Genomic DNA, 21,313 nt, shown 5'->3' on the forward strand with positions numbered 1-21,313 from the left:
AGAGACAAAAAAAAGCCGCTACCCACAAGGGCAACGGCTCGGTTGTTCATAAAAGGGCTATCGAGAGGCGTATCGTTTGGCGTTCTCAGTCCGAATTTGACCGGCCAGCTGTTCAGACTTGGCGGCTTTTTGCTTGTTGATTTGATCCTTGTAGGCGAGATCAATCGTGGCGACATCCACACCCGCCACCTCTTGGCCCTTTTCGCGCAGTGCATTCAAAAAGCCGTGTTTATTGGCGTCATTTCCCGCCCATTGGTCAATATCATGAGTGGGCGGTGAAGACGGCATTTGCGGCTCATCGTTAAATAGCGCCCTGACTTTTTGCGCTTGGCCATCATAGTGTTGATTCATCGCTTCAAGTTGCTCGGGCGTGCTGCCGATACTGAGCTCTTTTAGCGCTTCACTGCGCTGTTTCTCAACGTCTAACAGGGCTTTTCTCAAGTCCTTCTCCGTGTCTTTCCCTTTCGGGTGAAACACCGATCGGTAGGTGGGCGACAGTGAGGCCTGGCGTCGGAGCTTGAGCTGTCCGGTAATATCTTGAAGGGCATGTTCTAACGGAATGACTTTGACGTTGTCATCATCCGCGGTGGAGCGTCCTTGCGTGATGGGACGCGCTACCCATTCATCGTCTCCTTCGTACATCACGTCAGCGGTGATCACGAGCCCAGGTTGTTCTCCCTCTAACTCAGGCTGAATATCGTTCGCGAAGGTCAATCCTCCCCATCGAACCTGCTTGATCGCTTTCCCTGTTTTGGGGTCTTTTTGCCCAACCGCAGCCTTGAGATTGGATTGATAGAAGGAAGAGAACGCGGCTTTTAACTCAGGATCGTTAAAGTCCCCCTCGCCATTAATGACCTTCGGTATGTTGGCTTCAAGCACGTCGGCAGCGTGATTCAGTTCGGGGTCCAAGTAGCGTCTGGGATCATACGCACCGCCTTTGACTCGCTCATCATCAAACACCGCATCCGTTTCACCGGTTTCCATAAACCGCTGCCAGCCGGCATTGAGTAAGGGCGCATTTTCATTGATGTAGACTGACTTTTGCTCTTGCTGATGCAAGTAGTCATTCCTTCGCTTAGCGGAATTTGCATTGGCAAGTTGCGCATCTCGAAGCTTTAGCGTTTGTTCATGTGATTCACTTTGTCGTGCCCGATCTTGCGCCAATGCGCCCCCCTGGCCATCGACACCATACAGGTCCTCAAACTGCGTCTGCCGGCGCGTCTCTTCGGCATGGCGAAGATTTAACGATTCGTTGTACCGGCGATCGTTTTCCGTGTCCCGTTCACGACGGTATTGGGCATCGTCTTTGCGCTGAAAGTACCGATCAGCCACATCAAATGCACGAAGCGCACCGTCCATGAAACCCCGCGTGTCGAGTCTGCTCATGTTCGCTCCTAAAATAAATTGCCGAGAACAAAACCGGCTGCTGCCCCAATCACCGCGCCCCATGGTCCGCCTACCGACCCATACTGGGCGCCAATCATGGCCCCCGTTGTCGCACCGCCCACGGTCGCGCTCATTTTCTGTTGACGCTCAGCTTGCTTGAGTTGTTTATTGGCCGATTCCATCTGCTCCTCGCGATTGGCGGCATCTCGCAAGCCCCCCATCGCCATGCGCTTGGTATTGTTTGCCAAACTGGTAATGCTGTATCCCATGGCTTCTCTCCTTACGAGGCGACATTGTGATCGGCATACTGACGTAATCCGGTCGATCCGCCCGATAACGCCCTTAACGAGCGGTCTCTTTCGTGTTCACGCAAACTGTTTTTCGCTTTGGCCACCGACAGCGCCATATTGGCCTGACGGTTGGTATCTTGACCTGGCGCCACGCCATAGCGCCCCATCCGATTCGCATCAGCCAAGTTTGCCCCTGCCATCGATTGCTTCGCGACACTGTCTACTCGGCTTAATTGCTCATTGAGGAGAACGCCATTTTGAGATTCCTCAAGCAGACGTTTCTGGGAAGGGTAAAAACGTTTGAGCCAATCGTCGTAGTTCTGACGAGAGAGTTCCGCGTAACGATCTGCCGCGATGCCCATGTAACCTCCTTATGCGTAAAGCGTGTCGGCGCGGTTGTGCATGCCATAAGGTGAGACATCACGTTGCTTGCGCATGGTGCTAATACCATCGCCTACCCCATTTTGTGCGGTTGGCCCTTTTTGCATGCCCATGTAACTGCGAAGCCCGACACCGGCTGCTGCGCCTGCAAGCTGCAAGTTTGACGACCGTTTGTTAAAAGCCGTGGCCGCATCATTGATCGCCTTTTGGGTACTGAGAGACGCCACATCACTGAGCCCTTGCAGGGCATCCGATTGTTCACCTACGCCCATCGCCACATAATCAGAGAGCCCCGCTATGTATTTGTCCTGCTCCGCGGCTTGCGCACGATTAACCGTGTCGGTGGTTCCTGTCCCTTGCTCCGTGCTCATCTGTGCCATGGTTTGCGTGAACTTGCCACTGGAAGGGTCAACCCCACTGGCCGCCATGGCCTTCGCGGCATCACCCTTTGTGTTACTGAAGGCATCTTGATAGGCCAAATTGACGTTCGATCCCCGTTCAGACATGTTGGCATCCGCGCGAAAGTTGTTTATTCGCCCACGGAAAACGTCGATATGTTGACTCAGTTCGTTCTCGTAGATCTCCCACTGCTTTTGCGCCACTTCCGACGCCGCGATTTGCGCTGACGTCTCTTTCACTTCATTGCTGCCGCCTTTACCGCCCATGCCCTGTCCTCACAGTCGCTTCTCCCAGTGCTGAACCCCGTCACGCACACTGATTTGTTGAAACCCCTGACGTTCAAAAAGAAGCGAAAGCCCTGCTACCTTGGTGTAGAGATCCAGCCCCCTTGCCCCAATCTGCCGTGAGAGCTTTTCCACGGTCGCTTGATAACGCTCAATCGCATTCCCCGCCCAGTTAAACGCGAACATCACCGTGACCCATAAGGTCCCGTTGTTACGCTCAAACGGTCGTAAGACAAAAAATCCATCCGCCCCTACAAACAAAAAGGCACTGCCATCGGTCAGTGCCTCGTCAATCTCTTTCGCGAACGCATGCTGGTTTCGCGTCTGGGTTTCTTGAATGATCGGAAGCAACACGTCCCGATAGTCCGGCCACTTGGCTTTTTCTACCGTCATCGCTAGCCCTCATACCAAGCAGGTCGCAAGGGGCGAGGAGAAAGCCGAAAGTCGTAATCTCTCAAACGTTGACGGTAAGCGGCGATGTCTTGCTCATACGTGCTGGCTTTAATCAACGCCCCGTTGTACGTGGCGTCGGCCGGCATGAGTCTGTCCGTTAACACCAATTCGTGGTTTCTCCACTCCCGCTCTTTTTCCACATTCCCTTCGACCACCTCCATCATTAACGCATGGCGTGTGTCGTATTCCTCCTGTGTGATCACACCCTGGTCAAACAGTGACTGAAATTCGTCAAACGTCATGACGCTATCATCACGGTAAAACTGATACGTTTCTTTGGCGCTAAACATCCATCACCTCGGATCAATCGCGTTATTCACATCCCAATCGATAATGGTTTTAAAACCGCCATAGTCATGCGCGGATTCCTGACGAATAGCCAGACGATGGGTGGAAGACGGATTCGTCGTCCAACCGACGCCATACAAGGTTTTTGCATTGCGAAAAACACAGTACATGCCCCCGCTGCCTCTATACGCCATGCCCATCTGCTGCGCATATTCGCTGCTCGCATTGTAAATGGCCGTCTCAACCACAAACGTCATCTGCCCACAGGTGAACGTGTCACCGGCACGTAATGCGCGAGAGTGTCCCAGTGCACTGGTAAAAGAATCACTGGTCGCAACAATGTGCCCATAGCTGTTCATGAGCGCGAGACGAAACCCGCCAAAGCGTGTGCCCCCCGCCCTTGGTGCACACATTTTGATGCGAAAGGCGCCTGGCGCAATGGTGCGAAATCGAAATCGGCGAACCTCATCAACGTGAGTCGGTGTCGTCAAATCGCCGGCACTGTAAAGGTTTGAGGTGAGACTTTTCCATCCCGAATCGTTGTGACCCGCTCCCACTTCGTTGTGTCCGTTAAACCGCGGTAAACACGCGACAGACAGCCCACCATTCCAAGGGTAAGCGCGCGCAGAATGGTTATCACCCAAGCACGCGTAATAGTTTTGTATCGTGGTGATACGGGCGCCGTAGATAGACCCGCCCGTGATGCTCGTACTGTGCACGGCGGAGCTATATACCGACGTGCCATGGATCTCTGAGCCGAAAATATAGCCACTGGCATACAAGTCATCGGTATACACTCTGCCGTCGTTGGTGATGTGCGTGTGATAACCACCATAAGGTCCACCAACGCCAAAAAAGGCGTCCCCGCCATAGAACGTACCGCCCGTGATCACGGGACTTTCCATGCTTATCCCTGAAACCACTTTGTCGGCGGTAATGATTTGGGCATCCAGAATTTGAATGGTGGCCTTTCGGATGAGGGCACGTGGGATCACCACATTGCCGTCGTCAATGGCGAACAGCGGTGACAAGGTAGGTTGTCCCTCTTCCGTGTCCTGGTTGGGATCGAAGATCACCACACTGGACGCCGCAATCGCGACCTGACTGGTGCCATCTTCTTTGGCAAGTAAGCCAATGCCCGCTTGAATGTCACCGGCTTGTTGTTTGACGCCCCACATGTTGTCGAACGTTTCGCCCGTTTGTGCAATATCTTGGCGCAGAAAAGCAATCAGCTCTGAGTCTTCAAGTTGCTCACCAATCTCATCGATGACGCGACTAATATCCACACTGGTTTCGACATAAAGCCCACCTTCGTCGGTGTAAGGCCCTGGGATGTCTTTCACATTCACATGGCGAAGCCAGAAATAAAACGTGGCCCCCGTGGACACCACATCGCTAAACAAAGTCGCGCGAGTCGTGCCAATCATGACCGCGTCAGACAGCGAAGGGGCATTGCCCTCCTCATCGGGTGAGGCCTTCCAAATTTCGGTGTGCGAATGTCCCGCATAATCGGGTACGTTCCATCGGATCAAGATAGCGCCAAATCCGCCATATCCTTGCATGCCTTGTGGCAGCGTTGGCCGCTCGACCGTTGACGTTGTATTCCCAGGTTTTGATGGCGGCGGAATAGGGATCAGTTTCGACCCTCCCGACACACTGCTTCGGCGAATACCTATGATGTTGAGATCGGCCAAGTCTTGCAGCGTCAGCGCACGGTGTAAGCCATTTCCGCGGCGCCCCGTCAGTTTCTCCACGTTCTCAATGAGGGCATCGAGATCGCGTCGCCCGTTCCACTTTGACGTCATATCACGCCAACTCCTGCATCGAGGACGCCAAAAGAATACGATCAACGTCTGCGGTCCCCGACACTTCCACTTGCCAATAGGTCGCTCTCACGCAAGGTAGCCGAAAGGCGTCGTGTGTCAGGCTTCCCATGGCCACGGTGAACACCTCTTCTCCGTCGGCAAGAAAACGTAGCGACAGCCGTTCTGGATGGTCCGTTTGAATACGCGCACTGCTGAGCAACGCGTCTTTCGGCACAAGAAAGGCCTTTGATCGCCAAACGAGTGGGCGATGTTGTTCGCCTTGCCGCCAATGCAGCAATTGACGACCATTGACCATCACGAGGCGGTCATTTTCCAAATCGGTGAACGAGGCATCCCAAGTGTCTGTTGTTCGCGTGAACGCCATTGAGACGGGATCAAACACAAAGGAGCCGCCCTCGCTTTGGGCAACATACAGCCCTTCCACACTCACCGCCGATAGGCTTTCCGGTGTCCAACGAGCTCGCCACGTCACGGGGTCAATGATGGATTCGGTGGCAGGTATCGCGCCGTCTGAGCCAATCGCCACGATGCCATCGGGTGAGGCGTAAAACACCACGCCATTAATCACGACCATGGAGCGTGCACTGACGCACGCTTGCTCTCGCTCAATCTTGGTGGCCGTCATCGCATCGGGCGTGATCCCCGAAAACAAATAGGGGTAGCCTTTTGTACCGACCACTAATGAGGTGCCGATCGCCGTGATGGCCACAATCTCATGCTCTGTGGTCGCGCGATTTCTTTTTGGCCAGGCATATGGCAAATACGCGTCACTGAACAAAATCTCGTTCCCGCTAAATCCCGCACAGATCCCATTGGCCATCTGGCACAGTCCCTGCAAGTTTTCAGGCGGCAATGCATAGTCCCAGGTCTCCACCACGGGGCCTGTCGCGTCTCGCGCAGCATCGACAATAGTGGATTGGGATATTGGGACCTCGTCCACCAGTAAATACGCTTCGTCCGTCAGTGAGGTGCTCGTGCGATACAGTCGGATATGGGTAATGTTATGCGTGTTCGTGGTCGGGCTCGTGATCCGCACCGTCACGGTGGAACCAGGACGCTCGACAAGTAACTCTTGAGAGGGATTGCTCGGGATACCTTCTTCGCCAAATCGCGTGACATACGTCTGCACATAGAAGCGCGTTTCATCATCAAAGGCGGCCGCTTCACCTTCAGGCGGTGACTCCCCCGTGCTCGCATCGATGGCCACAATCAACGGGGCTGAAGATGGCTTGGGCACGCCCAGATCATACGCCGCTTGTGGCCCCACCCCGTTGGGACCAATCGCGATGTCTTGCGCAGTGACTTTCGGCTTTCCCTCCCCAGTAAAATAAACCCTTTGATACGGATCTCTTGCTTGCGGCGAAGAGATAGCACTGACCTCCGCACTGCCTGACCATACCAGCCAATGATCGCCATATCGAAACAGCGAGCGTGGTGACAAGGGCAAGTTATCGGCCATGGCGTTTTGCTTCATTGGCGTCAAGACACCATGGGTAAACTCACAGTCGAGCGCATAGGTTGCCGCTTCATTGGGAAGGAGATGCGCTTTAAACCGTGGGATCTCGCCGCGCATCATCGACACGTCAATCAACATCGTTAGTTCACCACATAGGCCATAAGAGATAGGCCGTTGACCGTTGCACCACTTTCACTCGACGCCTCGCCTTCGATGCGAATGGTTTCCTCGGTCACCGTCACTGAAGGCTCAGCGGCCCACCCAGCACCAGACCACCAATTCTCGTCCTTAAACAATACGATTGGCGTCATGGCCATGGGCGGGTCGAACGCCATCTGTGCAAAACTCCAATGGGGCGTGGACGCTTTACCTATCACGGGACAAAAGAGCGTCGGGATTTGGCGGTGATATCGTTGCGTTTTTAAACGAGTGACGCTTTCATCCATCGGAATAAAGACCGACGACTCGCTCTCTATGTCCACAACGACATTGGTAATAATGAACTCTATCCTGGAGCTTGTTTCCACATCGAACCACTTCACCCCAATATTCAGCTCAAGGTAGCTATCAAAAATCGCGGGGTGATTCTCATCCGGCGCAATGTTTTGAAACACGGCGCGGTAACTTCTCGATACACCGCGCACTTTGTTGGACAGCACATTTTCAACGATGACCCAGTCCCCATCCGTTTGCTGGCCTGCCGGTATCTCCATCACACTGTTTTCGGTATTGAGCATCACACGCACGTCAATCTCACCCACCATAGGCCCGCTGTGATATCCCAGAAAAAGCACGTCACTTAAGCTGAGTTCAAATGTCACCTCGACACGCTGGCCTTTCAACGCATAGAACGCGTCAGGCATGCGCTGTGATATCACGAGGTGAGTTACCATCGGCTGACTCGTGCTGATCGAAAGCCCAGATTTCGCAGGCACAGCGGTGTCGCTGTATTCACCTTGGTAAATGAATTGCCTAACCGTTCCCGACACTAAGTCGGCGAAGTTGGGATTTAGCCAGCGCGTAAACCACATCCCAGCGATCGGCACGTGATAATTAATGCCAATTTCGTCAATGCTCACATAACTCGGCCCGTCCCAGACGGCGAAATCCCCATTGGTGATATAGGTACGTTTCACTATCGGTCGCACCGTGCCAAATGGCGGCGCTTTATGGACGCCGTAGTAACGCAAATCCGCGGCTTCTTGATTGATCATGCCCGTCTGCGCCTCATCGACCACTTCTTGTTTGGTTTTACCTGAGAGTTTGTCTGCGTTTACCGCAGTCGCATCGAGTGGCAAGGCGCCAATGGTGGTCGGATTGATGGAAAAATCAGGAAACGGGATCACGTCCATCACGTTTGACGGCACATCAAAGAACAACAAGTGCCCTGGCTTAACCGTCTTTCCAGCCAATGGTCCCGCGGTGTAAGTAAACGACGTGGTTTCATCCGCAAAGTTCACCAGCCACAATGTGTCTCTATCAAGTGTTTCGTAGCCGTCGGGATAAGGTTGCGCCGTCGTGGGGGTAAACATCCCGCCAGAAACGAACGTTTGTTGCGAGTACGACAACGCTTTCAATGCCCAATGTTTTGCCGAATAGAAACTGCCATCGATGGGGCTATTTTCAGGATTCGACGCAAACATCCACGCTTTATTACGCGCTAAAATGGCATCTTGAGACGCTGATTCTGCCGCACTTTTATTGCCGGCCGTCGTGGCCACAGCATCCAAAATGGTGGCGTGATAATCCACAATCACACCGTGCTTATCGACCACATTCGCGTGCATCGTTTGCACCGATGAAAAGTGCGATTGTGCCGTTTGGTATGACTGGTTAAATGCCGTCATACGGTCATTTAGCGCGGTTTGGTCATCCTCCAATTCCTGTTGGCTATCGAGCAACTGATCGCGAATGTTCATCACGGTGACCACGGAAGGATGTGGCACTGGCTCATCAAAGATCAGCAAGGATTCCAACGTATAATCGCCCGACATCGCGGGGCTCACCGAGCAATCCCCAACATGGTCGACATCGGAACGTCGGGACACCTGTGCAAAAACGTCGTACTCACCGCTTTTGAGCGTAAAATCGTACCGCGCTAAGTGATCAGTTCGGTGATACACCGTGGAATGGATCAGCGCATCGCCTGAATTACTTTTGGAAATAAACTCAATGATCGCATGCGGGAGCGTCGTATTTCCCGACGCGTCAGTTAATACGCCCGTTAACCGTATCATCGCTCCGCCTCCCGTTGCCGACGTTGTTGTTTCTTCATCGCACTCAAATCCATCACGTTGCCAATGGCAGCATTAAACAGCTGCAGATGAAGCAAGGATTTGTTCTGTTCACTGGCATTTTGTCCGTCCTTGCCGTAAGCACGATGAAGCACGAAATCCATCACCGCAGAGACGTAAGCGTCTTTGATGGGCAAAACATCGTCGCCGTGTAGAAACGAAAATGCCGAATAGGTGTGCGTGACCGACACAGCATGGCTGGGGCTGGGATACAGCCAATACCGTGTTTTCTCCTCGCGGGCTTGCGTCCAAGAAGAAGGCTGTCCTTCCCGCACTCGCCACATCGGATCTAACTGATTGAGCTTTTCCAGCGCCACAAAACTCACACCCATGTCATCCACGGCATCGACCGACATCAACGAGATAGCCCCTTCGGGCAACACCACTTCGCTGCTCTCACTATTCACCGTGTCCGTTCGCCTGAATTCATCGGGCAGATTCACGGCCAGAATGGACAGGGCTTGGTTGATGTAAAGCAACAGCTCCGCCTCTGACCACCTCACGAACCGCTTATCAATCAGCTGCTCGGCCATCACGTTTATCACGTCAGATATTTGCATCAGAAAAACTCGTGTTTTCTCACCGCATGAGGCGGATTCAGTGCCGGGGTATGTTCCAATCGCCAACGTTTGGCCTTGCGTATTTGCTCAACGAACTCCCGCTCTTGGTAAACGCCGAGTTGGACATTTGACCACTCCTTGTCAGGCTGTCGAAGCAGGAAACTGGCGGCGCCCGCGCAGATCCCCAGCGCCCAATCCTCGAACAGCAATGCCGGTAAATGGGCGGTCCCTTGTTGCGGCTCAATCACCGCATGCAGCGTCACATTGCTCGCCGACTCGGTGAAACTGACTTCGTCCAATGACAGGGCCTGATACGCGTCTTCCGTCATGACCACCTTGTCGGTGACCCCTGACCTTTCAACCCGATAGATCCCAGCCGACTTGTAGCGGCCTTGGGTTCGGCGATTAATACCCGCGCGTTCCACGGCGGAAAGGGTTTGATGGGCGTAAACCCGATCAAGGCGTCGGGTATACACCACCACTTGGCTTTGACGGCAAAATTGAATCGCCGCATCCACCACCGCGCTTTCCATAAGCGGAATAAGGGGAACATTGACCAGGGTACGCAGCCTTGGCACAAAGGCAGAAACGGGCACCTCTCTCATCCGGCGATCTCTTCGACGTCACGTAACGCATCGCGGACACGCTTTCGATACTCCGGCATCGGCTCTTGCGGGCCTTTCGGTTCAAGGGTTAACGCATCAATGCTCTCCACCAACGTGGCAAGCTTGGGACCGGTCATCTTAGACAGATCGACCACGTCACCATGGAGTGTCACGGTCATGTCCATGGCCTGTTGCAAGGCTTTGGCCTCTTCCTCTTGTTTGGCCTGTTCATCCGCCAAGGTTTTCACACGCACCTTCTCTTCACTCAAAAAGGTATCGAGCTGCCCCTCGGCAATAAAGACGTGTTCAAAGCGAAGCAACATGGCCGCGTTCTCATCCGTCACCTCAATTGGCGTCAGCCTAGGGAACACCTGGCGCGTTCCTGTTACCGTGTCACGCTTAAAGGCTTTCGGCCCGACATACACGATGTTTTGCACACCCATCTTCAACCTCCTAACATCGAAAAAGGCGCATGACGCGCCTTGGTAGATCAGTAGCCTTTGACGACATACTCAGGGTTAATTTCCAACTTGCCCGTGGCTGGCGCCCCTTTCAGCGTGGCCATCAACACCTGCTTGCTCATGGTGTAGACCGTGTCGATAGGCAGCGCGACCGTGCGCGCTTGTGACACGTCCACGTCCATGGCCAGCACCTCGTCGCCCAGCGTGATATCCGCCTTCACACCCGCGCCTAAGCCGTCGGTGTTCACGCGAAGTCCAATCACGTTGATGCCAATTTCCACTTGGATCATTTCGACGAGGGTGTCGACCGCGGCGGCATTAAGCTCCACGCCCGTAAACGCCAATGAGACGTTACCGTGCGCTCCCACATACATGCGGTCATGCATCGAGGGCGCTTTAATTACATTTGCCATTATTCTGTTCTCCAACGCAGTGAGATAAGGCCAGCAAGTTGCCGGCCTTTGCCATTAGCCCATTGAAATTGCGGTATCCACAGCCACCACGCCGTGATCATTCATTCGCCCGTTCTTATCCTTAAAGCGGATTTTCTTGAGGCCATTCATCCAGGCGATCGTGACCTCATCTCGGTTACCAGAATCGGTTTTCTCCGTGTGCACGCTAAACTGGCTGCCCTTCGAGGTTGAACCCCATGCATCGGCTAAAGCTTGCGCCCCAATGAGCATGGCGCGATCGATGGACGTGCTTGCCGTCACCTGACGCACGGTGGCCTCGTTGTCATTCCCTGCCACGTTGACCGTCGAGCCTGTATTGAAACGAATGGGCATACCGAGGTATTTACGCACCAAGATGTTTTCGTGCATGACGCAATCACCGCGGAAGACTTGATGGCTGAAATCCCCCTTGCGCTTCATCGCCGTGGCGGCCAGTTGCTGCCAATCTTTGTAAGACGAGGTCTGCTTAAAGTCATTCCACTGACGGGGCGTGATGTTGAGGATAAAGAACGGTTCATCGCCCGCCAGCTTGTCTTCGTTAAAACGGATCGGCTGAATGGGATGGTCCATTTCATCCAAGAACAAGGACAGACTATCAACCACACTCATGCTGAAGACATCCGCCTGATCGAGCGTTTCAAACGTGGTGGCGTCCCCGCCGAAGAAATGGCGATCGTAGGTGGGTGGCAACACGTCATTGACCAACATGCCTGCGTACTCTTCGTGGGCAGACAAAGGAACAATGGTGTCATCGGCAATGAAATCCCCGCGCGCACCGGCCATATGAACGGTGGCGAGCTGGTCTTTCAGATCGTTGTAGTACGTGCCAAGAAGCGTGCGCGACGTGCTCATCAAGTTATGGGCCGTGCGTTGCTTGCTCATCTTGCCGCCCGCATCGACTTGGTGACGACCTTGGTCAATCGACAGTTCGAACGCCGTGAAGTCCAACGATTCACCGCGCCCCGCGATACGTTGATCGCCCATGGTCGGGCGTTTAGTGAGTTTGTGGACAATCTGCATGTCCACGGTGTCGCCTTTGGTCTTTTTCAAATCGGTGACTTGCACTATTGGTGCACCCGACGAGGTTTGCTTATTCCCCTTCATGTCTCCTTTGGCGGCTTTGGGCGCCTGCTCGGTCAGCATATTGGTGAACGAGCGATTTCGGTTGGCGGCCGTAAAAAGTGCCGCCTCCTGCAAGCGGCGTGCTTGCTCTCGCGTAATGGTTGTCATGCTCGGTATCCTTCACACAAAAAAACCGCCACGCGGGCGGTCTCTTTTGCCGTCTACACGGCAGTGCTAATCACTGGTTTGAGCAAGAATGTTCTCGATGTCTTCTGTCGACATCTCCGCCATCAGCGTTTGCATGGATTCTGCATCCGCATTCAATAGCTGTTCAGCCTTTGATGGCGTGTGTTGACTGCTCGAGCCCACCTCACTCGGTGAGTTAGGCAAGACGTCTTCGTTGGCTTTTTCCGCTGCCGCCTTCGCTTTCTCTGTGATTTGCTCATCAAAGTGCGTTTTGGTCAGACGGACGGCCTCGTTGAAGCGTGCCTCTAAGGGCTGGTTAGCCCACTGCGGATCGGCTTGTAGTTGGTCATCAAATTCAATCGCTTTGTCCCATCGTTCTCCGCCGGATTCGTGCCACGCGTTGAGCGCCTCATTGGCATGAATGGCCGCTAACACTGCTTGGGTGTTCGTGTCGGGGTCCGGTTGAGATGACGCAGGTTCTGCGGTGTCGGTGAACTGACGCTCTATGTTGGCCACCTTGGCGACAAGCCCACGAATGGCCATGCCAATGTCGGGATAGTCCTCTGCCAATGTCTCCAACTGTTCGTCGGTCAGTTGTAACTTCTCAGGTAAATCCTCGGGAGCCACACCCAGCTTCTCGAGTTGTCGGTCGCGTATTTGCAGAAGCCGCCCTGATTCTTCCCAGGTCGCCTCTTTTTGCTGCAACACTTCCAGCTGCTCTTTGAGTTGGGCCTTTTCTTCGCGCTCGCGCTCAAGCACGTCATAAGGAATGACATGTTCGCCGTCTTTCGCTGCGATGCCCGTTGGGGTGCCTTCGTCGATCTCTTGCTCGTTGGTGTCGTCATTTGCGGGGGCCGACTCCGCAGCAGTATCGGCATCAGATGACGCAACATCCGCGCTTAGCGCTGGCTTTTCTTCTGGCGGTGATGATTCCGACGGCAGTTCGTCAACCACCTCGGCGTCTTCGTACTTCGCCATCAGAGCGTCCAGTTCTTCGAGTGTTTCATTACCTGTGATTTCGATGTCCACGTTTGCTTCTCCTGTGTAGACGTATCGCTGTCTGTGCGGTTAAGGGCTCTCGCTGAAAACCCTTAGCGACAGAGACTGTTCTCCAAAACATGGTGTTACTTTCGTTGCAGCCCCTCCAAAAAAAAGCCTCTACCAGAACATGGAGAGGCTACTAAATCAGTAAGTTTCAAGTGATCGCATTAGGCATATTTCACCCCTTTAGCCCTCAGCTTCTGTCTAGCACTTTTAATGTATTCCGTTGTAAAGATTTCCTCATCTTTCAGGTCTAGGGCTATATTCAGAATCGTTGCTAAAACATCATCACTATAGCGAAGTGATTTCGACAAATTCCCAACTTTTCTTTGCTCAATATCCCCGAGCAGTAAAGCTACTGTGTCTTGTTTTGATGGCCTATGCTGGGAAATGACAATATCAGAAGCCAAATCACGCCCCACAACTTCCAAGCTATCGTTTTCAAACGCAATAGTTTGAAAGAAATCTGACAACGAAGGCCAATATCGCGAATCAAAATTGATTTTCTTTAGCTCAGGGCTCGTATAGCTTTCAAACAAATAGTTACCCTCTCCTGCATTTTCCAATAGTGATGAAATAGAGCTCTCGTAATCGCAGAAAACTCGTCCTCTATTCATGATTTCGGTTCTGCGTTCAAGCAAGTTACTCATAATCGCGGCATACCTTGAAAGTTGCTCGTTCACACTCTCCAACTCTCCAAAGTCATTTCTAATCTCATCACCTACAGTTTCTGACCAGAAAAAGCGCGAATCAGGGATAAGCTCCATTGCTAGTTGAATGTCGTATTCTGAAACCTGCTCAAGAGTTTCAACAAAGAAGGGCTCTAATTCACTTGCACGCTCCAACATTCGCCTTTGAATTGGAATGTGTTTAGGCAAAATTTCTTGTTCAATATTGGACTCAATATCTGATTGGATATAATCAATACAAATTCTCTTAGCTTCTTTACGACTATACATACTCGGTTTAATCCTCAGTGAAAGTGCAACTGAGGCAGATCATAATTGATTGAGAGCACCTTGTAGGTATCTGAACATAAAAAATATTATTACCTTTAGATACCTCGTAGCGATAAGCCAATCCTCGGTAGTTAATACGTTTATGATTAGATAGAGTTGTCAGTTCAAGACAGTATTGTTTCGACAATGGGTTTCGAACCGAAAGGCAAAGCGGTAGCGCTCGTTGTTCACACCGTTGCCGACAAAATCACTGTCTCCCGCGTTGAATAATTCAAACTGCACGCGCAATACCCAGTCATCATTGGCGTTCTGATAGCGCGCAATGCGAGGGGTTTGAATGATCAAGGAGTCAGGCAATGACTGGTCATAATCAATGCCACCTTGTGCCACTTTGGATTGGTCATCATCCACATAACTGATGGACAACGAGGGACGAGACAGGTCCAGATTGGCAATGTCGAACCCACTGCCCGCCTCACTGATGAAGGTCGCGACCATTTTACTGCTCCCCACAGGGATGGTGTCGTTCGTCGCAACCCAATGGACCGTCCCTACATACATGTTGTCGGTCGCGTATTGGCCCGCGATGCCCAATTGGTCAGCGGACAGCGTCACGCGCCCCGCTTTGGCCACGTCGGTGTCGTCATCTTGGCTACTGAACACCACGTTGAGCACACTGCTATCAAAGTTTTGTTTGGGTGACACCGAATAGAGATAAGGGCGAAACAACAAGGTGTCCCTCTTACTCCAGGTCGCCAAGAGATCGATAAATCCCGAGCCCCCTTTATTGAGGTTGCCCTCCGTGAGCCTGTCGTGCTCCCAGTATTGGGTGAACATCATGTTGGCAAAAGAAGGCGCCAGCACATTCACGAGGCTTCCGATCTGATCGGGCCTTGGGTGGGTGTAGTGGTTACACGATTCGGCGGCAAAAATGTTGGAATCCGGATTGGTCGTGGCCACGGTTTGAAGCGGGTTTCGCCAACGACAAAACAGCACACGACGTGTGTCCGTCGGCGTGCTGGTCATGGTGATTTCGTTTTGACGCGCCAAAGCCGCGAACACAATGCACCCAGCCCAACGCAAAGGGTTCCAATCGCCCAGATGCTTATCGGAACGTGTGCCGAAAATGTCAATGTTGTGGGCGTCATAGTGGTGCTCTGCACTGCCGGTAATGAGGCGATTACTGTCCGCCCCAAAATAGAAGGCCCCACCACGGTTCCCGTAGGTGTCAAAGTTACCGAGATCATTCAAAGACGCGCTGTAGGTCCGCTTTCTATGCACGATGAAGCGTCCCTCACCATCCGGCCAGGCGTTATCATTGGAGTGCGAAGTGTTAAAGGGTTCTCGCAGATACACGCCCCACCCTTGGTTATTAATGCCCGCACACGCTTCAAAGGTATTGTGCATGTAGTCTTCGTAGCCTGCCGGCGCGTGAAAGCCATCAAGCTGGTTATAGCGACAGATGATCCCGACATGACGATTACAAAAACCATCGACCAGCATCCAGCCATTCCAGGGCATCGACTCCACTGTGATGCTTTCAAAGTGATTGGCGTGTTGTCGCGCGGCGACCGAAAACTTCCCATGGAGGAAGGGGAACATGAGCATCGTGTAGGTTTGATGGTAAACCAGGTGATAAAGGGAGACGTCAACCGTCACGGTGTCCGCAGGAAGACCGCCTGGCACCACAATGGTCGTGTTTTCATCCGTCTCGGGATCGAAAGGTTGATGGTACACACGGGTTTCGGATGCCAGCACCTGGCCATCCTCATCGCGTGCCGGCCGCGAGGTGCAATCACCATCATGGAAAGAAAATCGATGGCCGCCACCGAGCTTCGTGCCCGACATGGCGTAGCGCGCAATTTCCACCCTGTCACTGTCATAGGCACGCACATAGCGCACTAACGGAATGTCTATCGAGTCATCATCCACAACAGGAAACTGATCGTTGTAAGACCCAACTGCCACCGTGATGTGTGTGTCACCATTGCCGGCTTGAGAAAACGCCGTCAGATCTCGGTGAACAATCGGCTCACCAAACCGATTTTGCGTAAACGTATTGGGTAAGGCTGCCGCGCGGTCACTCAACGTACTCAATGCGGTCGCTTCTGCAATCGGCGGCGTATAGCCTTCAATCACCCCATGCCCACCGGATCCCTCGGGCTTTAAACCGCCATGTATCGTGAAATACCCCACGCGAGAGCTGCTGCACTGCGTGCGAATACCGCTTTCGTTGTTGTCACCGACGATAAATAAGCAGGTCCCAAACTCCGAAATGTTTCTGAGCGCTTCGGTGTTGCCCACGTATAGCCCTTTTCTGCGAAGCATGCTGCCGAGGCCATAAAACCGTCCTACACACGGTGGTAAGTCCAGATCGCCAACAATGGGAAAGTAGCCAATCGGGAGCTCAACATTGAACGTATGAGGAAGGTCCGCATCATTGACCTTGGTGCCGTCGGGATGCCTCGTGCCCAGCGCCACCTCAATGGCACGTTGGTTAGCACGTGCGATGTCTTGCAGTATTTGGGGATTGGCTTGGCCAAACGCTTTGGCATCGATAAAGGTGCTGCCAATGCTTTGCAGCTTCGGCAATCGCTTTTCCTGGGGGATCGCTTTATACACCCCGTCTTCATCACGATACCCAGACTGAAAGAAAGAGTCTTGGTAGGCGAGCGCGCCCATCAGCCCACCCACTTCGGCATCAACTTGCTCCACTTTTTGCGTCAGCTCGGTGACTTCTTGGGAATCACCAGGACCACTCACGGTATTGAAAAGACCTTTTCTCATGCTACCACCTCTCAATCACGAGCTTGACGGCGTCAACGCCCGTCGGCGGATTATCCAAATCGGCCTGAACAACCAGATCATCGGCAAGTCCGATCCAATTGGGTTTGTCGTAAGTGGGCGGGTTGGTTTGACTCAGCAAGACTTCCCCATCAGGGATGGACTCTTCCACCCCTTCCAATTTGACGGAGCAAACAATGCCCCCAGTCGCGTTATTCACCACCTCGCCGTTGAGTAAGGGAATGACAAACACGCGCCCATAATTGCCATGCGCACACCGGATGGCTTTGCCCGTTTGCAAATCCGCCAGTGACACCGTGACGCGGTATTCCTGCAGTGATTCTTCATGGCGCCTTCTCACACCCGTTACCTCGCTATTGATTCGTCAGCTACAGCTGCAATGCGTCGATTTGTTGGGACAAGAACGCGTCGTACTGCACACGAACCTGCTTCATGTCTTCGGTCAGCTGTTGCATCTCGGCCAGTGTTTTACCGGTCTCTGCTTGCGTCTTCGCATTGTCATAATGGGACGATGACGCGTCGGATTTCAGCTTCTCCACCTTCGCTTCGAGCTCGGCCACCTTGGCGTTCATCTCGCGCATCATCAGCGCTTCTTGCTCGGCCGCTTTCTGTTGCTCTGCCTCATACGCGGCGTGTTCTTCAGGCGTCATGTCCTCAGGATCTTTGGGCACCTTCAAGGCCCCGCGGATACGCTCAAGAAACTCTTGTTTGTTCGGGATATCAGAGAGCTCGCAGACCAAATCAAACACCGACATTTGCGCTTCGGGTGGTAAGTTCGTCGTCAACATCATCATGCGGTCAGCCAACTGCGCTTTGTACGCGGTCGTTTGTTGGATAGGCGCCAGTGAAATATGAGCACGCAGGCGGGTGACATCGTTGTTAAGCCCCTGCTCGGTTTCTTCATTCACCACCACGGTTTTGCGCTTCATCTTGTTGTCGCGATTGATCACCACCGGCTTATTGCGTTGCCCTGACATGTCTTCAATGATGTAACCCAGCATGAGCTCACCCAGCATTTGACTCGACAATCGATAGTTATCATTGAGCTCAGCCAAGGTGGTTGAGCCTTGCTCCACCAAGTTCGCAATGGCGACACCGGAATCGGCGGCCCCTTCTTGCCCGAGAAACGCGGAGTAAATGCCCATCGTGTCTTGGATGAGCTTCATCGAGTCTTGCATCACCTCAAACTGCTGCGAGGCGACACTGAAATCTTGTTGAACCTGGAGGGATTCCGCGATGGTCTTCTTGTTCTTGCGCTCGGGGTTTAACTCGATGTAGCCATCAGGACGCTCGACCTCTTCCAACAATCGCTCTCGGCTCATGTTGGTCGCATCTTCGTCCGCAATCACACGTTTGGCCTGAAGTAACCAGGTCAGTTTGATACGCCGAAAGTTCACTTCATCTTGCGCCGGTATCGCCCGCGCGATTAAGCCATACGGCTCACCACTTTTATCTTTTCGATAGCCAAAGAACGGGACGATCGGAAACATCCCATTGGGCGCTTGGCATGCACGGGATCCGAGCTTGTGTGGTCCAGCAAACCAGGTTTCGATAATCTGGCTCACTTGCCCCACCGACAGCGACGCCTTTCCCATGGCCACGGCCGTGGTATGCGCCAAGTTGTTCGGGTTGTATTCAATCACACGGCCATCACTGAGGCGGATCACCGTTTTGCGTTCGATATGGCGACGATAGATGATCTGCAGACGAATACGTTTGCGATTGGTACTGAGGTATTCCGAGTGCGAGCGGCTCCAGCCTTGGTATTCCTCCCAGGCACTCACCAGATTAGCGTCGACACCTTCAATCATGGAGACATCGGCAAAGCCTTCCCACTCGTTCAGCGCATGGTCCAACACCTTGGCTTTGTGGGGCATCTTGGCCTTCAACGTGGCGATCTCTTCCCAACGTTGGCGCATCACCCAATTGCAATCGGACCAATCCGGTTCAATGGAGAACCAATCCCAATAGATCTCATCTCTCGGGACATTTTTGATTTTGTACTTGTGCCCAAAAGGATCGGGATTCCGGTAGGCCTCCACAAACCCTATCCCGCATTTGGTTTGGCCCGCGTAGGCTTCAGAGCGTGCCCGATCAAGGCGCCCTAATCTGGCCGCATCCGCAAACTCGGCGTTAATCGCTTCGGCGAGCAGCTCCATCTCTTCATCAGGATCGTCCGCCACGACCATTAAATCGGTACGCGTCTTCGCTTCCATCCCCAATACGCCGTCAATCGCTGGCGCGATGAGATTGTGCATGGTTTCAGGTTGCCCACGATCGCGAAGCACGGAGATCAAATCAGGGGCAAGTTGGTCACCGTCATAGTAAGCACAGGCTCGATTGGCATTGCTACGCCATTGAGGCTGCGCATCGATGTCAGACATGATGGCCGTCAATTGTGTGGTCTCTATGCCTTTGTCTGTCAGAGCTGCCGTCATCTACCTCGCCATCCAGTGTTTAACCCGTATTTGTTGGGGTTGCTTATCTTTCGCAACACGTGCCGGCATTCGCGCACGCATCTCTTGAGCAATCATGTAGCTCATCACCTGGTCATCGAAGCACCCTTCTTGCGCCCCCATCGCCCCTTTCTTGTCGTACACAAACGTGTGGAACTCCGACACGGTCCCTATCCAGTTGATGCCAGATTGGTCATGACGCAATAACGTTTTCATGCCTTCAGAGAGAATGGGTTTGGAGTGTTTCGTGGTGAGCCAACCGAGTTTGACCGTTTCGTCTTCATCGTCACGGTCGATGTACTGCTCGCAGTAAATACGTTGTGTGGGGTACAGATCTTTAAACGCCAGGATAAACGCGTGACCATGATTGTTCCGCTCAGGTCCCACGAACGCCTTGTTGTACCATTTGCCGATGTGGGCGACTACGTGTGCGAACATTTCCACGTCCAGGTACCCGAACCAGTGCGCCACTTGCTCGCCGGTGCTTTTCTTCACCACATCGAAACTGGAGCGATCACCGTGTTCGAGTCCTTCGGCAATATCCACCCCAACGGCGTAATCTTCGTCAGGGTCCGGCAGCTCCCAAACGAGCAACATGTTCATCAAGCTACGCTGGCCTTGCTCATCCAGCGTTTCGGGTTTAGCGGCTTTGGTCTTCTCACCGGTAACAGGCTCAACGTCATACACAATGAGCGGCTTTGAGCATTGGCCTTCCGCCTTCATCACATGATTGGCATCGAACACGCGTCGACCTGAGGTCAAAAACGCTTCTAGCGGCGTCGAGGGAAACTCTTGTTTCATCTCATCACCCTGCTCGGCTTCTTTGAGCACGTACCATTGGCGCTGCTCATCATCGATGATGCAATCCATGGCTGCTTCCACCGCCGTAAAGTAATCACGCTGCGTTTTGCTCATCACCAGGCCATGTTTCGGGACCTTGGCGCGATACTTCGGATCTTGCCACCACGCAAAGAAGTGAAACTTCCAGTCGAGTGATGTCAGGTCGCTGCCAACGCGTGCATGCTCCATGGATTTGGAGGCCATGGCGTGAAAGTCGCCGCCCACACCTTCTGCGGTTGACTCAATGAACGCCACACATCCAGGGTGAATCGCATTCAAGGTACCGGTGCGCACTTCTTTGGCTTTCTGTGGATACTGCGCACAAATCTTGCCGTGCTCAGAAACATGCAGCCGATGGACCGTCCCTGAACGAAACGATGTCGCCACCTGAATGCTCGAGCCATGCGCAAACAACAGGCTGCCACCGGTTTTGCCTGAGGTGCGTGACTTGATAATGAAACGCGCCTTCAACCAATCCGGTAAGTTGTCGAACGGGATTTCTATCTTGGTCCTGAATATCTCGCCCGCCGCATTTTGGTCCTGGGCGATGATCCCGCACTTGAGGTTGTTATTGAAAAGCGCCTCGTCCAAGAGGTAGATATCGATGGCGGTAGAGAAACCAATCTGTCTGGCTTTAAGAATGATGTTGAGCCAATGCATCAGCTCGAACAGCAACCGTTGTGCTGGCCTTAACCGAAACGTGACCAGCTTGCCTTGTTCATTCTCTATCTTGTAGAGGTTGTTTAGACGCCACCATTTGTCGGAGAGATTGCGTTTAATCTCTTCGGTCAATGCTTGTTCTGTCATACGAAAAACACCACCGCGGAGG

General features: G+C 53.1%; 20 protein-coding genes. All 20 read right to left on the reverse strand.

Features of this window, described 5'->3' with window-relative positions:
• Positions 1-57: 57 nt before the first annotated feature.
• Positions 58-1,386, reverse strand: coding sequence for a hypothetical protein (locus tag A1OO_RS09235; protein WP_017002810.1), 1,329 nt, complete (start codon positions 1,384-1,386; stop codon positions 58-60).
• Between the two features lie 8 nt (positions 1,387-1,394).
• Positions 1,395-1,655: a Blp family class II bacteriocin gene (locus A1OO_RS09240; RefSeq protein WP_017002811.1), complete on the reverse strand. Its 261-nt coding sequence runs from the start codon at positions 1,653-1,655 to the stop codon at positions 1,395-1,397.
• Positions 1,656-1,666: 11 nt separating this feature from the next.
• On the reverse strand, positions 1,667-2,038 hold the full coding sequence (locus tag A1OO_RS09245; protein ID WP_017002812.1) for a hypothetical protein: 372 nt from the start codon (positions 2,036-2,038) through the stop codon (positions 1,667-1,669).
• Between the two features lie 9 nt (positions 2,039-2,047).
• Positions 2,048-2,722, reverse strand: a complete 675-nt coding sequence (locus A1OO_RS09250) for a hypothetical protein (RefSeq protein WP_017002813.1) — start codon at positions 2,720-2,722, stop codon at positions 2,048-2,050.
• Between the two features lie 9 nt (positions 2,723-2,731).
• Positions 2,732-3,133 (reverse strand): hypothetical protein, encoded by a 402-nt coding sequence (locus A1OO_RS09255; RefSeq protein WP_017002814.1) that lies wholly within the window; start codon positions 3,131-3,133, stop codon positions 2,732-2,734.
• A 2-nt stretch (positions 3,134-3,135) separates the two neighbouring features.
• A complete protein-coding gene (locus A1OO_RS09260) occupies positions 3,136-3,483 on the reverse strand; it encodes a hypothetical protein (RefSeq protein WP_017002815.1) in 348 nt (115 codons plus the stop codon).
• Positions 3,484-3,486: 3 nt separating this feature from the next.
• The gene (locus A1OO_RS09265; RefSeq protein ID WP_017002816.1) at positions 3,487-5,286 is read right to left on the reverse strand and encodes a phage tail tip fiber protein; all 1,800 of its coding nucleotides are present in this window, start codon (positions 5,284-5,286) and stop codon (positions 3,487-3,489) included.
• Between the two features lies 1 nt (position 5,287).
• Positions 5,288-6,901 (reverse strand): hypothetical protein, encoded by a 1,614-nt coding sequence (locus A1OO_RS09270; protein ID WP_017002817.1) that lies wholly within the window; start codon positions 6,899-6,901, stop codon positions 5,288-5,290.
• A 2-nt stretch (positions 6,902-6,903) separates the two neighbouring features.
• Positions 6,904-9,000: a hypothetical protein gene (locus A1OO_RS09275; protein WP_017002818.1), complete on the reverse strand. Its 2,097-nt coding sequence runs from the start codon at positions 8,998-9,000 to the stop codon at positions 6,904-6,906.
• A complete protein-coding gene (locus A1OO_RS09280; protein ID WP_017002819.1) occupies positions 8,997-9,617 on the reverse strand; it encodes a DUF6682 family protein in 621 nt (206 codons plus the stop codon). The genes A1OO_RS09275 and A1OO_RS09280 overlap by 4 nt, the downstream gene beginning before the upstream one ends.
• Positions 9,617-10,222, reverse strand: a complete 606-nt coding sequence (locus A1OO_RS09285) for a hypothetical protein (protein WP_017002820.1) — start codon at positions 10,220-10,222, stop codon at positions 9,617-9,619. The genes A1OO_RS09280 and A1OO_RS09285 overlap by 1 nt, the downstream gene beginning before the upstream one ends.
• The gene (locus A1OO_RS09290) at positions 10,219-10,665 is read right to left on the reverse strand and encodes a hypothetical protein (RefSeq protein WP_017002821.1); all 447 of its coding nucleotides are present in this window, start codon (positions 10,663-10,665) and stop codon (positions 10,219-10,221) included. Before A1OO_RS09290 ends, A1OO_RS09285 begins: the two co-directional genes overlap by 4 nt.
• A 47-nt stretch (positions 10,666-10,712) precedes the next feature.
• Positions 10,713-11,096 carry a hypothetical protein gene (locus A1OO_RS09295; protein ID WP_017002822.1) on the reverse strand — a complete coding sequence of 128 codons (384 nt, stop codon included), beginning with the start codon at positions 11,094-11,096 and terminating at the stop codon, positions 10,713-10,715.
• A gap of 54 nt (positions 11,097-11,150) precedes the next feature.
• Positions 11,151-12,365 (reverse strand): N4-gp56 family major capsid protein, encoded by a 1,215-nt coding sequence (locus A1OO_RS09300; RefSeq protein ID WP_017002823.1) that lies wholly within the window; start codon positions 12,363-12,365, stop codon positions 11,151-11,153.
• A gap of 66 nt (positions 12,366-12,431) precedes the next feature.
• Positions 12,432-13,412, reverse strand: a complete 981-nt coding sequence (locus A1OO_RS09305) for a hypothetical protein (RefSeq protein WP_017002824.1) — start codon at positions 13,410-13,412, stop codon at positions 12,432-12,434.
• A gap of 179 nt (positions 13,413-13,591) precedes the next feature.
• A complete protein-coding gene (locus A1OO_RS09310; protein WP_017002825.1) occupies positions 13,592-14,383 on the reverse strand; it encodes a hypothetical protein in 792 nt (263 codons plus the stop codon).
• A 159-nt stretch (positions 14,384-14,542) separates the two neighbouring features.
• Positions 14,543-17,170, reverse strand: coding sequence for a hypothetical protein (locus A1OO_RS09315; RefSeq protein WP_017002826.1), 2,628 nt, complete (start codon positions 17,168-17,170; stop codon positions 14,543-14,545).
• Between the two features lies 1 nt (position 17,171).
• A complete protein-coding gene (locus A1OO_RS09320) occupies positions 17,172-17,528 on the reverse strand; it encodes a hypothetical protein (protein ID WP_139128062.1) in 357 nt (118 codons plus the stop codon).
• Positions 17,529-17,556: 28 nt separating this feature from the next.
• The gene (locus A1OO_RS09325; protein WP_017002828.1) at positions 17,557-19,626 is read right to left on the reverse strand and encodes a portal protein; all 2,070 of its coding nucleotides are present in this window, start codon (positions 19,624-19,626) and stop codon (positions 17,557-17,559) included.
• The gene (locus A1OO_RS09330) at positions 19,627-21,291 is read right to left on the reverse strand and encodes a terminase (protein WP_017002829.1); all 1,665 of its coding nucleotides are present in this window, start codon (positions 21,289-21,291) and stop codon (positions 19,627-19,629) included.
• Positions 21,292-21,313 lie beyond the last annotated feature (22 nt).

Source organism: Enterovibrio norvegicus FF-33 (assembly GCF_000286835.2).
GTDB lineage: Bacteria > Pseudomonadota > Gammaproteobacteria > Enterobacterales > Vibrionaceae > Enterovibrio > Enterovibrio norvegicus_A.

What these genes read in the sequence shown, in the direction of transcription:
- A1OO_RS09300 (WP_017002823.1), bottom strand. Translation starts at nt 12,365, where the DNA reads ATGACAACCATTACGCGAGAGCAAGCACGCCGCTTGCAGGAGGCGGCA.
- A1OO_RS09240 (WP_017002811.1), bottom strand. Translation starts at nt 1,655, where the DNA reads ATGGGATACAGCATTACCAGTTTGGCAAACAATACCAAGCGCATGGCG.
- A1OO_RS09315 (WP_017002826.1), bottom strand. Translation starts at nt 17,170, where the DNA reads ATGAGAAAAGGTCTTTTCAATACCGTGAGTGGTCCTGGTGATTCCCAA.
- A1OO_RS09265 (WP_017002816.1), bottom strand. Translation starts at nt 5,286, where the DNA reads ATGACGTCAAAGTGGAACGGGCGACGCGATCTCGATGCCCTCATTGAG.
- A1OO_RS09285 (WP_017002820.1), bottom strand. Translation starts at nt 10,222, where the DNA reads ATGAGAGAGGTGCCCGTTTCTGCCTTTGTGCCAAGGCTGCGTACCCTG.
- A1OO_RS09290 (WP_017002821.1), bottom strand. Translation starts at nt 10,665, where the DNA reads ATGGGTGTGCAAAACATCGTGTATGTCGGGCCGAAAGCCTTTAAGCGT.
- A1OO_RS09325 (WP_017002828.1), bottom strand. Translation starts at nt 19,626, where the DNA reads ATGACGGCAGCTCTGACAGACAAAGGCATAGAGACCACACAATTGACG.
- A1OO_RS09250 (WP_017002813.1), bottom strand. Translation starts at nt 2,722, where the DNA reads ATGGGCGGTAAAGGCGGCAGCAATGAAGTGAAAGAGACGTCAGCGCAA.
- A1OO_RS09260 (WP_017002815.1), bottom strand. Translation starts at nt 3,483, where the DNA reads ATGTTTAGCGCCAAAGAAACGTATCAGTTTTACCGTGATGATAGCGTC.
- A1OO_RS09270 (WP_017002817.1), bottom strand. Translation starts at nt 6,901, where the DNA reads ATGTTGATTGACGTGTCGATGATGCGCGGCGAGATCCCACGGTTTAAA.
- A1OO_RS09330 (WP_017002829.1), bottom strand. Translation starts at nt 21,291, where the DNA reads ATGACAGAACAAGCATTGACCGAAGAGATTAAACGCAATCTCTCCGAC.
- A1OO_RS09275 (WP_017002818.1), bottom strand. Translation starts at nt 9,000, where the DNA reads ATGATACGGTTAACGGGCGTATTAACTGACGCGTCGGGAAATACGACG.
- A1OO_RS09295 (WP_017002822.1), bottom strand. Translation starts at nt 11,096, where the DNA reads ATGGCAAATGTAATTAAAGCGCCCTCGATGCATGACCGCATGTATGTG.
- A1OO_RS09280 (WP_017002819.1), bottom strand. Translation starts at nt 9,617, where the DNA reads ATGCAAATATCTGACGTGATAAACGTGATGGCCGAGCAGCTGATTGAT.
- A1OO_RS09235 (WP_017002810.1), bottom strand. Translation starts at nt 1,386, where the DNA reads ATGAGCAGACTCGACACGCGGGGTTTCATGGACGGTGCGCTTCGTGCA.
- A1OO_RS09245 (WP_017002812.1), bottom strand. Translation starts at nt 2,038, where the DNA reads ATGGGCATCGCGGCAGATCGTTACGCGGAACTCTCTCGTCAGAACTAC.
- A1OO_RS09310 (WP_017002825.1), bottom strand. Translation starts at nt 14,383, where the DNA reads ATGTATAGTCGTAAAGAAGCTAAGAGAATTTGTATTGATTATATCCAA.
- A1OO_RS09255 (WP_017002814.1), bottom strand. Translation starts at nt 3,133, where the DNA reads ATGACGGTAGAAAAAGCCAAGTGGCCGGACTATCGGGACGTGTTGCTT.